General features: G+C 42.5%; 9 protein-coding genes. 7 read left to right on the forward strand and 2 right to left on the reverse strand.

What is annotated here, in order from left to right; genetic code table 11:
• Positions 1-311 precede the first annotated feature (311 nt).
• The 4 genes from I6E84_RS07310 to I6E84_RS07325 all read left to right on the forward strand — a co-directional run bounded on the left by I6E84_RS07310 (position 312) and on the right by I6E84_RS07325 (position 12,299).
• Entirely contained in the window at positions 312-4,847 is a 4,536-nt protein-coding gene (locus I6E84_RS07310) for an exodeoxyribonuclease V subunit gamma (protein ID WP_197217173.1), read from the forward strand.
• Positions 4,848-4,912: 65 nt separating this feature from the next.
• On the forward strand, positions 4,913-9,454 hold the full coding sequence (locus I6E84_RS07315; protein ID WP_197217175.1) for a UvrD-helicase domain-containing protein: 4,542 nt from the start codon (positions 4,913-4,915) through the stop codon (positions 9,452-9,454).
• Positions 9,455-9,528: 74 nt separating this feature from the next.
• Positions 9,529-11,724 (forward strand): exodeoxyribonuclease V subunit alpha, encoded by a 2,196-nt coding sequence (gene recD / locus I6E84_RS07320; protein WP_197217177.1) that lies wholly within the window; start codon positions 9,529-9,531, stop codon positions 11,722-11,724.
• Positions 11,725-11,777: 53 nt separating this feature from the next.
• On the forward strand, positions 11,778-12,299 hold the full coding sequence (locus tag I6E84_RS07325) for a MepB family protein (protein ID WP_197217179.1): 522 nt from the start codon (positions 11,778-11,780) through the stop codon (positions 12,297-12,299).
• A gap of 192 nt (positions 12,300-12,491) precedes the next feature.
• On the opposite strand, the gene I6E84_RS07330 is transcribed toward I6E84_RS07325, so the two are convergent.
• A complete protein-coding gene (locus tag I6E84_RS07330) occupies positions 12,492-13,055 on the reverse strand; it encodes a hypoxanthine-guanine phosphoribosyltransferase (protein ID WP_110923410.1) in 564 nt (187 codons plus the stop codon).
• Positions 13,056-13,157: 102 nt separating this feature from the next.
• On the reverse strand, positions 13,158-13,826 hold the full coding sequence (locus I6E84_RS07335; protein ID WP_197217180.1) for a hypothetical protein: 669 nt from the start codon (positions 13,824-13,826) through the stop codon (positions 13,158-13,160).
• A gap of 316 nt (positions 13,827-14,142) precedes the next feature.
• On the opposite strand from I6E84_RS07335, the gene I6E84_RS07340 reads away from it, so the two are divergent.
• From I6E84_RS07340 to I6E84_RS07350, 3 genes are all read left to right on the forward strand, one after another.
• The gene (locus I6E84_RS07340) at positions 14,143-15,834 is read left to right on the forward strand and encodes a carbon starvation protein A (protein ID WP_110923412.1); all 1,692 of its coding nucleotides are present in this window, start codon (positions 14,143-14,145) and stop codon (positions 15,832-15,834) included.
• A 220-nt stretch (positions 15,835-16,054) separates the two neighbouring features.
• On the forward strand, positions 16,055-16,321 hold the full coding sequence (locus tag I6E84_RS07345; RefSeq protein ID WP_110923532.1) for a cory-CC-star protein: 267 nt from the start codon (positions 16,055-16,057) through the stop codon (positions 16,319-16,321).
• A 34-nt stretch (positions 16,322-16,355) separates the two neighbouring features.
• Entirely contained in the window at positions 16,356-17,372 is a 1,017-nt protein-coding gene (locus I6E84_RS07350; protein ID WP_197217182.1) for an ArsA family ATPase, read from the forward strand.
• The last annotated feature ends 22 nt before the right edge of the window (positions 17,373-17,394 follow it).

Consider the following 17,394-nt stretch of genomic DNA (forward strand, 5'->3'; position numbering starts at 1 on the left):
TGTACTGCTAGCATATATACTAGTAAACTATAGCTATCAATGGCACACTGATCATCAGCGTATTTCCATCATTTCTATGACTCAATAATCATTGATAGTTGTCGTTATTTTCATGCTATATGAAACTGCAATGTTAGCAGAAGCAAATGTTGACCACGACTACGAAATATAGATTCACCAGTGTTGTTCAACAGACCCTATTATAACAAGTTTATTTTAGCTAAATTTTTGCTAAAACGATAGATACCTCAAGACCTTCAAGCAAGATTCGTTCGTTTTGCGCTTCCATACTTCCAATCAGATTAGTGTCTATGTTTACCATTATTCAATCGCACCGCACCGAAAACCTTGTAGATCAACTGCTTATAGAATACCAGTCCAAGGATCAGCCTGTATTTGAGCCTTTTATTGTCATTGTACCGTCAATGGTATTGGGCGATTGGTTGGACAAGACGATTGCCAGCCGTGCTGGTATTAGTACGTTGGTGCGTACTAAGTTCTGGGGTCAGTATCAATGGACGCTGATGCAAGATGTATTGACTCGCCATAATACGTACTTACTGGCGCAAAACCCTGAAGCGACAACTCTAAACGTGCCGGAAGTGGCGGTGTTGTCACCAACAGTGATGCAATGGCGACTGTTTGGGTACTTAACTTACTATCAAGAGTCGATTGTTACAGATGAAAAACATCCGGTTCATCCATTACTGGCATCTTTGATTGATGACCCACAGGCAAGTGCTCAACAAGACAGTTTACAGCAAGGCAGTGTGCTAAAAGGCAGTGTGCGACAGGATAAGGCGCAACAAGATGCCCGTATTTGGCAGTTGGCAAGCGATTTGGCGAGGGTGTTTAACCGCTATTTGACCCACCGTGAGGATTGGTTGGCGCTATGGTCGCACAACGAGCCACTGAATGTAGATGAGTTGATAGCAGATAAAGATGCACTGTCACTGCGCTTTGATAAATATGCGCGTGGCACGCCTGAGTGGTTGGTCGAGCATTATGTTGAGTTGGAAGTTGCCCAAAGATTCTTGTGGGCGCATTTATTTGCTGATGTTCATCTACACCGTGTGGCACTGGAGCGTGCGTTCTGGTCGGCCTTAAAAAATAACAAGGCGAATGAGCGCGACCAGTTGCCAACCATACTGCGTATTTTTACCATCCAGCAACTGCCACAGACCGAGTTAGACTTTCTACAGCGCCTGTCGCAATACATGAATATCACGCTACTGCATTACAATCCATCAAAGCTATTTTGGGCGGATATCGTCGATAAATCATGGTTGCAGCGTCAGCAGATTATCAACCCTGAAAGCGTGTTTTTGCGTGATTATGGTCACAGTTTGTTGTCTCGTCTAGGGAAGCAATCGCGTGATGCTTTTGCCATGCTTGCCAACTTGTCTGGTAATGAGCAGTACGACGATGCGCTGGTTGAATGGCAAGATAACTTTGATGAGACGCTGAGCATTGGTTCTAATAATGGGGTTGCTGCTGAGTACATCGATGATACTAGTAGCGCTCAGAATAGTCCAAGTTTGTTAAAGCGTTTACAGAACGATGTGCTGATGCTGGATGAGCAATCGACCCAGCAAGCAACGGCCGCTACAGTCTCGCAAGCAGTAAGTAAGCAACTAGAGTCAAGCTTTGATGAAGAGAAGCCAGCAACGGCTTGGTATGAAGATGAAGCATTAGAGAATAAGCGCTTTGAGAAAGACCGTTTTTGGGCAATCTCTTCCCAAGATAACAGCCTAAGCATTCATTCTTGTCATAGTTTACAGCGTCAGCTTGAAGTGTTGCGTATTATGATCGGCCGTTGGTTGAACGAACCTATCAAACTGGGTGAGAAAAAACGCCATATCTCTGACATTGTTGTGCTGCTACCCGATGTTGAGCGTCATCATGCATTGATTGGTTCTATTTTCGTCAATGGTAAGGGTCAAGACGGTTTGACTTTGCCTGCTAAAGTGACTGGTGTTGTTGATGCCGATATTCGCCAGTTATGGGAAGCCATTATCGGTTTTTACAAACTATTGGGTAGTCATAGTGCCCGTTTTGAAGCAGCTGAAGTCTTAGACTGGTTGATGTTGCCGCCCTTGTTTGAAAGCTTTGGACTGACTCATGAGCAAATGAGCCGTGGTTGTGACTTGTTGGTAGAGGCGGGCTTTATTCGCGGTTTTGACGAGCTGCATCTTAAGCAAACTTTGGACAGTAATGATTACGACTATCGCTTTAGCTTTGCACAAGCACTAGACAGATTGACCCTAGGTTTGGTCATGCCAGAAGCTGAGTTGAGCGACTGCTTGTATCCTTTAGATGAGGATGAATGGCCAAGCACTGCTTTACCAGAAATGACCTTACCGCTACCACAAGTGAGCCTAAATGATGCGCTGATCGTTGAAGCGCTTTGCCGTATTTACACTGGCTTGGTCGCACGACGTGATGACCATACACAAAAAATGAAAGCGGAAGATTGGCTCGATCAGATTGAGACACAAGTTATCCATCGCTACTTTGGCGACGTGGACCAAACGCGTACCATGCGTGCCATTTACAACGCGATGAATGGTTTTAAATCAAGTCTACGAGCCAATCGTCACTATAGGCAATACGCTAGTGGTGATATCGACAACAGAGAAGTAGAGCAGAGGCTGGCAGGTGTGGAGCAATTGCCGCTCAAGCTGAGCTTTATGCTAGACAGTATTGAAGCAGAGCTTGAAAGTCAGCAAGTCAGTGCGGAGCCGACGGGTGTGATTACCTTTGGTCGATTCGGTGCACTAAGAAACGTGCCGTTTGAGCTGGTGGTGATGCTCAATATGGATCTCTCTGAGTTTCCTGGGCGTGATCGTGACAACCGCTATGATTTGATGAAAGCGACTAATGCACGCCGCGGTGACAGAGTTAGTGAAGATGATGACAATGGCGCATTTTTAGATGCGCTATTGTGCGCGCGCAGTGCATGCTGGATGTTCTACAATGGTCAAAGCTTGACGGATACCCATGAGCATCTGCCTGCCAATCCAGTGAGCGAGCTATTGCAATTCCTACAAGGCGAGGTGCAATGGCAGGTGAACTCGCTTGAGACCTTGCCTGAGAATATTGATCCCACTACCGAGAGTCTTAAGCGCTATTTGCCTAAATTGATTAAGCAGTGGTTAGTGACTGAGCATCCTGCACTGCCTTTTCATGAGAGTCTGTTTGAGACAGAAATTGAAGGCGCTGATATTTTTGAGCAAGCGTCTCCTGATATTGATGACAATGCTAATGCTAATGCCAACGTTAATGCCAACATTACTATCAATGCTCAGGAGACTAACTCTGTCGATATGATTGACGAGCTGGATGCTTTATTAAATACAGCCATGCGCAGAACCAAGCTGGCTCAGAAAAAGCAGTTTCCGCCTGCGCCGCTTTGGCAAGCGGTGTTTGATACCTTGAAAGGGCGAGTATCTAGTGAGCCTATGCAACTGGTCGGCTTACCCACAAAGTCACAGTATGAGTCAATCGCTCAAGTGCTTGGTCAAGGCTTGGGTCAGCTAGGTCAAGTAGACAATCAAACCTTGTCTGCATTGGTCGAACTATTGGCGCTAGATACGGTTGTTGATGCTAGCGATGTCAATAGCATGACCGAGGCGCTCATCCAAGATTTATCTGATAGCGTATTTAACATCGGAGAGATAGATATTGAAGGGGTGTTGGCTTACCAAGTGCGCCACCCTGCCAAAGCGTTCTTACGGTCTCAAAAAGTGCATGTGGTGCAAGGTGAAGAAGCGCTGTCGCAGCAAGAGCCGCTATTTCTAAACAGTTTAACTACCTATGAAATCAAAGATCATTTGATTAAGCAGTTGGTTACTGATGAGAATAAGAAAAATGATAGTAATGTAGCGGCTGAAACCATCATTCCAATCCTGATGTATCAAAAAATCATGCCCGCTGGTGTCGCTCGCCAAACTACATTACCCAATCAACAAAAGAAACTGCAACAACAATGCTTGGAATTTAAAGAGCAGTTAATTGCTAATGGCTTTGATGAGAGCAGTATTATCAATGAGGGTGAAGCAGATAGCGCCATTATATTACAGCTATTGACGCCAACCGCCGAACATCCTGTTCAGATAGAACTAAAAAGTATACTGAGTAACATGGATAATGATTCAAGTAATCAGACGAATATAGAGGGTATAGAAATACTGTTTAAGCTGTTGCCGAAAGTCATTAAGATAAAGGGCTCAGTACCTATATTAGCACCCATATCAATTATTCAGGCGGGTGTGCCTTATGCTCAGCAATCGCCTAAGCAATGGTTAAATATACTGCCCAATTCTGCTAGCCCTAGGCATTTGCTCAAGTTTTGGTTATCACATTTGTATTGGCAAGTGGCCAGACGTACCACTGCCGAGCAAGTGGCATTAAATGATGGCGTAAGTATTTGGCGCTTCAATAAGGCCAGCTCACAAGTTGGTAACTATAAAGATGTAATCGCATTTAAACTAAGCCCAATTGTCTATGAAGACGCTGTGATTGAGTTGATAAAATGGGCGTTTTTTGGCAAGCTAACGGGTCAAGTGCCTATTACATTACTGCCAGAATATGCACTTAATTACCTTGATAAGTGCGCAAAAGTCGAAAAGGGGGTTAGCTATTGGCCAAAACGTGCCGACTTCTCCGACTGGTTAAGACCTAACTATAACTCAGACACGGTATATGATACTTGCTCGCAGCATGCCATTTGGCAATACGTACTGCGAGACCAAGATTCATTCAAAGCGCTATCGGCAGCGTTGACTACATTAGCCCAGCCACTGTATGAGCCGATGTTTAATGCGTTAACTAACTTAGATAGCTAACAGTTTAGAGTAGTTTCTTTTTGCTCTCTTGTTCTAATTAATAATAATTAAAAGTATGCACCCATATGACAGACTTTACCGACCCAGCTAATACCATTGACTCGTCGACACAACAGAATTTATTTAATGAATATTTAGATGAGCTACCTCATTTGTCTGCTGTACCTGAACGTAAAGCCGATGTCATACCAGCAATCGATGTTGACCTAACGGGCAAGCACCTAATTGAAGCCTCTGCTGGTACTGGTAAGACTTGGACGCTGACTGGTATCGTACTGCGCCTACTGATTGAGGCGCGACGTGCCCCAGAGCAAATCATAGCCACGACTTTTACTCGAGCTGCCGCTGCCGAAATGCGTCAGCGTATTCATGATCGTTTGGTAGATTTTTATCAGCTATTACAATGGGTCAATAGCCTAAGTGCTGATACTAGCAACAAAGAGAGTCTCTATCCCAATATACTACAAGTCATGCCTGAGGGTAATAAAGATGCACAAGCAGGCAGTAATTCAGACGTAGACGCAAACGTTGAGACAGGCATTGATGATTTAAATCAAGATCTTGCTGCTGATAATCAAGCAATTGCTGAGCAACGTAAACAAGCAAAGAAAGATCGTGAGGATTGGCTGATTAATCAGGCCAAATATGTGCGTTTAGATGGCATCATGCAAGATCCTATCAACTTGCATCTTGTCGGTTATTTGCTAGATCACGTGTACAGTTACCCAATGGCGGAAGCTATCAGGCGTACGGCACTGGTACTCACCACATTGGATAAGCTATTTGTAGGTACACTTGATAGCTTGGCGCAAAAATGGCTGACGGAGTACAGCAGCGAAACTGGTCACCAGCAGGGCATGGGGATTATTGAAGACAGCAGTATTGAACAGGTGACTGACAGTATTATCCATGATGAGCTGCGTCAGTTTCAAAGCCGTTTGTATTATGAGCAGCCTAAACTTTACGCGCTAATGGATCAGCAAGGTAAGCTAACTGCGGTTGGCGATCATAAGAAATATGTTACTCGCTCGCTCAACTTTATCTCTGCGCCGATTGATGAGATAAGGCATGAGAAAAGCTTTGACTTTGAGGCATACGAAAAGCTAATCAATGAGTTTTCTCAGTTAGATTTAGCAGATATCCAGCCTTACTTAAATCCTGACTATAGAAAGTCTCAAGGGTTTCGTGGTGGTTCTAATTTAACCAAACAGTTTGATGCCATTATTGAAGTGCATCAAAAAATATCGGAGTATCAGCTGACATTTAATAGCTATTTAAATGAGAGCGAGAATAAGATTTTGACATCATTGCAAGATGCCAGATATCCAGATGAAGATGGCAAAATCAAGAACTTTAATAAGAATAAAGAAAAAGAGCACCAGACGCTTTTTGAGTTAGAGACCATTAGTAAGTTAATGGCTATCTTAGACATGCTTGATAGTTTAAATCAGCATATTTTGTTGGTATTAGCCAATCTTAACCGTCATATTGTGCTGGCTGTGCGCAATAGGCTACCAGTCATTTTGGAAGAGCGCGGCGAGACGACCTTTAGTTTGCAGATGGTACGCTTAAACCAAGCATTAACTGGTCGTCAAGGAGATAAGCTGGCGCGTTATATTCGTCATCATTATCCTGTGGCATTGATTGACGAGTCGCAAGATATCAATGGCGAGCAAGCCATTATGATTGAAAGCATCTACTTGCCAAAGAATAAGCGTAAACAGTCGGACAGTGACAAGCAATCAACCACTAAGAAAGCCAATCATGAATTTCTGCTATTGGTTGGTGATCCCAAACAGGCTATTTATGGGTTTCGTGGTGGCGATGTGGCCAACTATAACTACATGAAATCCCAGTTTGATAAAAGTGCTCTTTGGACGCTTGATATCAATCGCCGTTCAAATGCCGGTGTGATTAACGCATTGAACTGCTGGTTTGGTATGGCTGATGCAACAACTGCTGAGAATAAGCTGTCGCAATTGGGTACTGGTATTCACTACCAACATATCAAAGCGGCAAAACCGGAATATGAGCTGTCTTGGTTTAATGCGTCAAATAGTCTGGATGATGTGCTGGTGACAGAGGTGCTTTCTGCTCAGCCAGTGAGCTTATTGCACCTGCCTTATGACAAGGACAAAGAGTTTGATTACGATGAACATGAAATAACAGCTCGCCATATAGCCACTTTGCTTAATAGTGGTCAGACACTTAAAGGTAAGCCGATTCAGCCGAGTGATATTGGGGTGCTGGCACGTGCCAAAAAAGATCTGAAACGCGTTGAAGATGAGCTGGTAAAACTTAATGTGCCGACCTTGACGACCAGTGATGTCAGCATCTTTGAGACTATCATGGCAGAAGATGTGGCAGCATTGTTGAGTGCTATGCTATATCCGTATCGTCATGACATGATTAATCGGGTGTTGACCAGTCACCTATATGGACTGAGTATCAAAAACATCAAAGCCATGATGACGGATCATGAGTCAGGCATTACCGAGGGTAGCCGTACGCCAAGCGCCCATGCAAACAGTTCTAATTTGAAAAATCTCTCAGCCAATGAAGCTACTGATACTAAAAAAAGCTATCAAGACTTTATTACCTATCTAAAAGAAGGTGCACAGCGTTGGCAGCACTTTGGCATCTTATCGGCGCTACATTATTTATTAGATAAAAGCCCTGTACAGCCGAAAGGCGTTTGGCAAGCCCTAGCTGCTCATCCAGAAGGTGACCGTCATATCATGGACTTGCGTCATGTGATGGATATCTTGGCGCAGTATGGTCTAGGTATGGGTGAGCATGAGCTACTGGCGTGGTTCAGGCAGCATATAGATGCAGCGCCCAACAGTGACTGGGCTAAGCAATATCCGCTACCGACAGAGTCTGGCGTACAGCTAATGACCATTCATAAGTCAAAAGGGCTTGAGTTCCCTATTGTCTATGTATTGGGAATGGGTGACGCCAGTAGGAAGTCTGGGAATAAGGAAGACTATGGGCTATATCTATATAATGCGCAACAAGCGCCTTCAGTGCTAGTGCGGCAGTCGATAGAAGTACAGCAGTCGACTGATAATCAATCAACGGGTAATCAGCGCCGCTTCTCACCGTTGCAAGGCTCTGCCACGGTTGAGGGTTACTATACTGATATCGAAACACAAGAAGGTTTTGATGAGATAAGACGGCTTGGCTATGTGGCATTTACTCGGGCCAGCGAGCAGCTTTATGTTGTGCTACGAGATCCGAGTAACAAGACAGGGTTTGAGCTAAAGCCAGTGTTCTATTGGTTTGAATCGTCAGAAGCAAAGTTTGAATTACCTGATAGACTCAAAGGTACCATAGGCATGCTCAGAGGGCATAAAGTTAATGAGTTCTATGACAATAACTACGCAAGCAATGATGCTAATTCAGCAGGCGTAAATGATAACGTTCAGCTAGCCGCAACCAAATCAAGTGCTTATAAGCCTGTGACAGAGGCTATTGAGTACGCGCCCTTTGCAGAGGTGATGAAAACCAATTATTTTTATGGTTGGGCTAAGACCAGCTTTACCGCTTTGGCACGTCAGCTAGATGAATCTACACAAGCAATGGCGATAATGGATGAGCGTATTGATGATGCGATAGACATTGATATGACAGAGTCTTCTGTTTCAGACCTCTCTTCACTGAATAGTAAAGAGTCTCTCGAACAAGACGGTGAACTCAGTCTCAAGTCAGAAGATGATATCCGTTTTACCTTTGTAAAAGGCGCCAATGCTGGTACGTTTTTGCATGAGATATTTGAACAAATAGATTTCACCAATAAAACCCAGTGGTCTCAGGTTATTGATAGAGCCATTAGTAGCTATCAGTTACCGCTGATATATAGCAGTGCTGAACAACAGAGCCGCAGATCACAAGGAAGGAAGCGAGGAGATGGTGATGTATTTGATCTTGAGTCAATAGATACAACGAAGCATGAGGCATTAATCAATTGGATTGAAGAGGTGCTACATGCACCGCTACTATCTTCCAACCAACCTTTGATATCTCTTAATAAAGGTAAGCGATTTGCTGAGTTAGAGTTCAACATGGGGCTGTCAGAAAGGTTTAAAGCACAGGATATCAGTAAGCTTTTTCAACAGTATTTACCTGATGAGACAGATAAACATGTCACTCTAGTGCCACAAAATAAAGCGCATTTGTATCGCTATCTACGCGGTGAGATTGACCTAGTATATGAGCATGCTGGCAAGTATTATGTGGTTGACTATAAGAGTAACTTTTTAGGAAATAGCCTAAGCGATTACAATGAAGATACGCTCAAGAAAGCAATGTCCAAAGCAGGGTATTGGCTACAAGCAGCAATCTATCAAGTAGCATTACATCGGTTCCTAGCCATGAGAATCAGTGATTATACGGGTAACGAAGATAAGTACTTAGGCGCTGTAGAGTATGTGTTTTTACGCGGCGTATATGATCCGAATGCTAAAATCGCTGACACTATATCTCAAGATAATAATAAGCCTAGCAGTAACAATTTAGAGAATCATAACTGCTATGGATTGGTTACTTGGGATATTCCTATCGACTTTATCAAAGGTTTAGACGCACTATTTGGCCTGCCGGATTAATAAACTTTATATAACACTCAAATGGGCAAACATTGTTATAACATTTAATCAGATTAAAAAGAGACCAGGACACGATGAGTAATAATAACAACAAGAGCAAGTCAGCCATTAGCTTACAAGAGAGCTGGGCAAGTAATCTCAGTGATTATATTTTGCTGCGCCGTCAGCAAACACATGTAGCATATGACGCGGTAGATGCAAAGACGAATGATGAGAGCAAAAGAATCAATAAGTCGGGAAATAATGACTTATTCACTGCTCTATTCGTTATTTTAGCAGCTCATTTGGAAGAGGGTCATACCGTATTGACCATTGAGGTAGCTGAGCATGACACGCCGCTACAAGGTCAAATTAATGGTGAATTGGTCGCACTATATGCGTGGCAGCAGAACTTACTAGAGATACTGGCAACACCCATCCTTGCGCTGATTGATACTCAGATAGACACCCAACCAAACGACGACGCTACAACGGAGACATCGCTATTTGTATTGCTAAATACTTTGTTTGGTCAGCGAGCTCAGTTATGGGCGCAGCTAGCACTCAGCAACCATGAAAAAGAGATGCTAATCAAACGGTTTGATGCGATTGCTACGTTATATCAGCGTTTGAAAAATAGTGACTCAGTTGCTTTTGTTCAGTCAATTCATGAGAATACTTTATTTGCTAATGTTGATGCGAATACTGATAGTAATAATAAAAATAGCCTAAGTAAAAATAAACCTATCATATACCAAATACAAAAAATCGAGACAAAAATATCGCTCACCTTTTGGTTACACCGTGCTTGGCAAGCAGAGTTTAATTTAGCAAAAAATATCAACAATATCTTAAATCAGCAAGTAAGTCCTTTACAGATAGCAATACCTGAAAACCTTCATGAGAACCAAGTGAAGGCAATCAATGTCGCTAATAATAATGCGTTTAGTATTATTACTGGTGGTCCAGGCACAGGTAAAACCTACACTGTTGCTCAATTGGTCATTGCGCTGCAGCAAGCGACAGAGAGTGGGAGGGATGGGGCTGAGCATATTCGATTCAGTACGGACAGTGCCAGTTTGGCATTGGCCGCACCAACTGGTAAAGCTGCCCAGCGAATGCAAGAGTCTCTGCAGGCGGCTCTAGACGCAGCGAATGTAGAACTACAGTTGCAAGAAGCCAAAACCATTCATCGTCTGCTAGGTATCGGCCGAACAGGTAGACCTCGCTACAATGCTGATAATCCATTAGGTGAAGATATTATTATCGTTGATGAAGCATCGATGCTCGGGGTTGAGTTGGCCAATTATCTTGTGAGTGCGGTAAAACCAGGTGCAAGGTTGATACTATTAGGCGATGCGAACCAGTTAGCAGCGGTAGATGCAGGGGCTGTACTGGCTGATCTATGTCGTATTCCACTACTACAAGCCATTCATGCAGAGCTAACAGAAAGCCGCCGATTTAGCGCTGATTCAGGTATCGGCAAGCTGGCCACTCAAATTAATAAAGTAGAGGTAGATACGCAAGCAATTTGGCAATTATTAAGACAGGATGACGCACTGAAATTTCAGTATGTAAACACGTTGCAAGCGGAATTTATATTAGATAATCAGATAAAAAATAGCCTAAGCAAAGAAGAAATTATTTCAAAAATATCCCAAAATTACCATCCATACGTAAATAAAATTCAAAATTTACTAGAAAGTCCAATAGAAAAATCTATGCCAGAATCAGTAAAAAATACTGTATCTCTATTAATGGAGACATTTAATAAATTTAGAGTCTTAAGTGCTGGTCATAATGGCGAGTGGGGCGATCATTATATTAATAATTATCTCACTCAGTGGCATCTGGCTGAGCTAAAACTACCATTGGGTCAAAACACATGGTTCCATGGTCGACCTGTTATGGTTTTACAAAATAACTATGAGCTTGGGCTATTTAATGGTGATATTGGTTTTTGCTTGCAGACCAGCGATGATAGAAGCCGACTAGAAGTGTTTTTTGAGAATAAAACACAAGGAATTGCGGTTAATTTACTAAATGAAGAGGTAATCGCCACCGCATATGCGATGACCATTCATAAATCACAAGGATCTGAGTTTGATCATGTAGCGATTACTTTTGATAATAGTCATGCAAGATTACTGAGTAAAGAGCTTATCTATACAGCAGTGACCCGTGCTAAACAACAAGTGACCCTTTATAGTACCAAGCAGGCTTTCGAACGTGCTGTCAAAACACCAACTGAGCGCCATACAGGTTTGGCATTACAGTTTTCTAAGCTTTAATAGATAAGTATTACAGGACATGAAAGTACAAAATATAAAAAGGGGGATTAAAGTTGCATACCTTTGATAGTGTGCTAGATCATATCAATAAAATCATTTATGAGCCTCACCAATTAATTGTATCCTCAATTAAACAGGAGGCACAAAACGCTGAATACGCAGCAGGATTATTTACCTTATCATCTCGATCGGCTATTAAAACAGCTAGAGGTAGAGTGGCTAAGCAAACACCGAATAAAGTAGGACAGTTCGTTACTTTTTGGGAAAAGGACGCCAAAGGCATTAATCAACCTTTCCAATATGATCAGTCACCAGACTTGTTAGTAATCACGACATTTAAAGACAATCATACATTTGGGCAGTTTGTTTTTCCGAAGTATATCTTACTGAGACATAATATTCTTCAGTCTCATTCTACAAAAGGTAAGATGGGCATAAGGGTCTATCCTAGCTGGGATAAGCCAACCAATAATACTGCTGTAAAGACTCAGACTTGGCAACTCGATTATTTCTTCACGGTTACGGATACAGGCGTACTACCAACAGAAAAAATACGGGCATTGTATATTGTATAGTCGGTGAACGACTAAACCGCTACGGCGTTCCTCATCCTTAGATGTACTACTTGTACTATCTACAGTCGGCTGCCTTGCACCCATTTTAGAGTGCTTTGACTATATGAGTTATAAAATATAAGCAATAAAAAAAGCATCCAATTCGGATGCTTTTTTAGGACTTAAATGTTTTTAAGCAATTAAGACTAAGAGTTAAACTTTCTCTTCTTTGATAGCATAAATGCCTGGCAAGTGACGCAAGTAACCATGGAAATCCATACCACAGCCATACACGTAACGGTCAGCAACGTTGATACCAACAAAATCAACGTCAAACCCTTCAACTTTACGATCGTGCTCTTTGTTGAGCAAAACGCAAGATTCAAGTGACAAAGGTTTTTCTTTGCTTAATTCTTCGACGACTGTTTTTAAGGTAATACCTTCGTCAAAAATATCATCAATCAGTAATACGTGCTCACCCTCGATGCTAACATCAGGTTTGTATTTCCAATCTAACTCATTAGTACCTTCGTTATCGCGATAACGTGTCGCATGGATATAATGCATGCGATGGTAAAAGGTTAGGTGAGTCAATAATTGACCCGCTGGGATAAGTCCGCCATTCATAACGACCATAACGATTGGGTTTAGACCAGCATAATGCAGGTTAAGTTGAGCAGCAAGACGTTCGTAAGCAGCAGCAACTTCGATACTGCTGATAAGGCACTCTGAATTGCGTAGTGTTTTTTCGATTTCTTGGTTACTGATTTGGGTCATCGGATGCGCCTTCGGTAAAAAGTGCCGCTTATTTTAGCAAATTTTAGTGAAATTTCCCAATAGCATATGACTTTTGGGGCAAATTTAATCTAATACTGGGGCTTATTCTGGTTTTTCTACGATAAAAGGGCGGTAGTAATTCGCTAAACGGTTTAATGAGCTGTCAGGTAAGTCGGGCAGTAGCTTATTCAGTGCCATACTCATACCTTTATCAATGGCAGCTTTAGCAACTGGCACTGATTTCCGTTTAATCATACCCAGCTTCAACGTTTCGGCATAACGACTAATGAAATGCGTTAATGTTTGGTCATTCATCGTTTCGAGTGCTGTTTTAAACGCTTTTACATCTACGTGATCAGGGGTAATAGCGGAAAATCCTTTATCGATCAGTTGACCATCTGCCTCAGATAATTTGAAGCCTACTCGTGTTACCCCGTCATTATCAATGAAAGTCGCATGATCTCTCAAAAAGTGAAAGCTAGGGAGTACTTCTTCATTGTTTTCTTTACCGAGTAAAATATTGAGCAGTGTATCTGCTGTTTTTTCAACGGTAACAACTATCTTCTGCATAGAGGCTTTGCGTTCAGGATTTGGTGTAATCTCAACCAGTCCAACCAGTAGATTGTCGATCAAATCACGTGCCGTTTGATGGGTGAGTGCATCACGATAAGGGTAGTAGTCTACGGTCTCATTTGAAGCAACGACTTGTTCGGCTTCCTTCACCAATACTTTTAATTTATCTGAGGGTACGAATCCAAAATAGTGCGCCATGATGCTTCCTTTGTTCGCTGTTTCGATGGTTGCCTGATGTTATATCTATCATTAAATAAGTACTACTTTTACAGGATGCTTATTTAAACCTGTGCCGAGTATTTACTCAAAATTTATCACAATACGTCTCATTTAGTGACTTTTTATAATTGTACAGTCTAGGTTTTTTAGCTAGTAATCATATTAAAATATCGCTATTATTCTGCTACAACGGGGTGGGCTGCTCGCGGCACACTAATTTATCATATTTTAAATATTTTGATTTAAAAAGCTTGAACTCATAAGGCTATATGCCACTTGTCTAGGGAGAGATAAGATGAATAGTGCTATTGTACTACTATTTGGCGTCGCCGCCATGCTCTGCGGTTACGTGTTTTATTCAAAGTTTATCGCCACAAAAATTCTAGCACTGGACGATAGTCGTCCCACGCCAGCTCATACTATGAAAGATGGTATAGATTATGTCCCCACCAATAAATATGTATTGTGGGGACATCATTTTACGTCAGTCGCAGGGGCCGCACCGATTATCGGTCCTGCAATTGCCGTGATATGGGGTTGGTTGCCTGCCATCATTTGGATTGTGTTCGGCACAATCTTTATGGCGGGCGTACATGATATGTCGGCTATTTGGGCAAGTATGCGTAATAGAGGTCAATCGATTGGTTCTATTGCTGGTACCGTTATGGGTACCCGTGTGCGCAGTCTGATGATGATCGTTATCTTCTTGTTATTGCTGATGGTCAATGCTGTATTTGGCGTTGCTATCGCTAACATGATGATAAAAACACCATCTTCTGTATTACCAGTTTGGGGCGCGCTAGTCGTTGCCTTTATCATTGGTCAGTGTATTTATCGCTACAATATGAATTTGGTTTGGGTATCAATTATCGGGGTAACTGCGTTATACGGACTTATCTATCTTGGTCCTATGTTCCCTATTGTATTGCCTGAGACTATTTTCGGGTTACCTGATAATGCAGTATGGATTATTATCTTGTTTGCCTATGCAGCGGTTGCTTCGCTACTGCCTGTATGGATGCTATTACAACCACGTGATTATATTAATGGTTTACAGCTATTCGTCGGTTTAATTTTATTATACGCTGCGATTTTTATCGCGACGCCTGATATTGTCGCGCCAGCTATTAATACATCATTACCAATGGATACACCCTCACTGATGCCGTTGTTGTTTGTCACGATTGCTTGTGGTGCTATTTCAGGGTTCCATGGTTTGGTTGCGACAGGTACGACTTCTAAGCAGATTGACAAAGAAGGAGACGTTCGTTTCGTTGGTTACTTCGGCGCATTGGGCGAAGGTATGCTCGCACTGGGTGCCGTTTTGGCCGCAACAGCAGGTTTTGCTACGCTTGGTGATTGGGAAGCGGTTTACCAAAAATTTGGTGACGGTTCGATTGGTGCCTTTATTGATGGTGGTGCAACCATCTTGAATGCTGGTGTTGGTATTGATATGGTGCTATCGCAGACGATGCTTACAGTAATGGCTGCATTGTTTGCGGGCACTACGATGGATACTGGTGTGCGCTTGCAGCGTTATATCTTCCAAGAGTTTGGTGAGATTTACAAATTACCCATACTTAATAAAAGTGTCGTTGCAACGTTACTAGCAGTCGGAACTTGTCTATTATTAGCATTTGGTGCTGGTGGTATTGATGGTGCTGGTGGTATGGTTATCTGGCCACTATTTGGTACAACCAATCAGTTAATGGCTGCTTTGACCTTAATGATCGTAACGGTTATCTTGTTACGCAAAGGCAAGCCTGTTTGGTTTACCTTAGCGCCGTTGTCGTTCCTATTGGTTATGACCGTATTGGCACTATTGATTCAGCTTAAAACTTTTTTCACGGACGGAAATTGGCTGCTTATCATTATGGACATCATCATTTTGATAGCGACTATTCTAGTCACGTTTGAAAGTCTATCTGTATTGCGCAAAGAATGGTCGCTACACAGAGGTAAAGGCAAAATCGAAGATGATGCCTAATATCTGATACCTAATAAGTGTCAATTATTTAAGTGCCATCGAGTATTTAATTAATAGGCCAGTACATATATTGTAAAGAAACAAAAAACGCTAGCAGCCATTGCTGGCGTTTTTTGTATCAAATAGGCATGATAGATAACAAGACGTAGGAGATGAAAAAGTTATGGACGATACCAATATGTCAGATAATGCCAAGCCAAGCGATACCATATCGAACGACATGCCAGATATTAAACCATGGTGGCAACGGTTTACCGCTGGGCTAAATGAGTTTTATCATGCGCCATACCGTCAGACGATGGCACGTGCTGCACGTGATGAAGAAGATTTTTTTATGCTACTCATGTTCGCTGAGAGCCTAGGCATTGATAATCCTGCCAGCTTTTATACGCTAGAGCTACAGCCTTTATTTTTGGAAAACTTCCACGAGTGGCACACTAGAATGGGTATGGATAGATGTCCCTTTGACCACGTTGGTTGCTGCTAATGGTAGCTATATTGATTAAAAAAGAGAGATAAGTATGGCATTACATTCCTTACAGGCATTGGTAGAGCAGCTGGCAACACAACCGATTATATTTATCGGTGGAAAAGGCGGTGTGGGAAAGACCACGACTGCCGCTGCACTTGCCAGCTATTATGCAAGCCAGCAGCAAAAAACCTTAATTGTCTCAACCGATCCAGCACATAGTTTGGGCGATGTATTAAATATTCGACTGAAGAACGAAAAAACAGTGATATCACCTTATCTGGATGCTATTGAGCTGAATCCTGACACTATCGTTGACGAACACTTTGCACAAGTTGAGCGTACGATTAGAGCCTATGCCAATCCAGATATGATGCCCAAGATTCGAGAACATTTACAGCTATCAAAATCGGCACCAGGCGCGCAGGAAGCAGCGATGCTTGAGTCTATGTGTCAGCATTTGGTCAACGCCGCAGATGCAGATTATGATCACATTATTTTTGATACGGCACCAACAGGGCATACTCTACGGTTACTGGTATTACCAGAGATGATGGGTGCATGGACGGATGGGCTACTGGCACAGCAGCGCCGACAGTCTAAATTGCGCTCGGTGGCAAACCACTTGGACAGTCATAATCAAAAAAATGATAAAAACGATGTGGCAAATCCATTTGCAGCAAAAAAATCTGACCGCTGGGAGCAAGCCGTATCCGTATTAGAAAAACGCAAACAGCTGTTTCGTCAGGCAGGAGTATTACTTCATGACCGTGCACAAACAGCAATTGTGTTGGTCATGACCGCCGACGTATTGCCATTGGCTGAGACCAGACGTGCGATCAAACAGTTAGAAGACAGCAAACTTACGCCAGCAGCGATAGTCATCAATCAGCTGATAGCACCAACTCAGTCTGATGATTTTTGGCAGCGTCGAGCAGATAGGCAGCAGCAACTCATGCAAGATATAGAACAAAGCTTTACCAAGTACCCACTATATCCGATTTACCTACAGCAAACGGATGTACGTGGTACTGCTGCGCTGAGTGCTTTATTGCGACCAGTACTATAAATATTCGAGAATAACGCTGGCA

It is taken from the genome of Psychrobacter sp. SCQQ22, assembly GCF_015864605.1.
GTDB lineage: Bacteria > Pseudomonadota > Gammaproteobacteria > Pseudomonadales > Moraxellaceae > Psychrobacter > Psychrobacter fozii.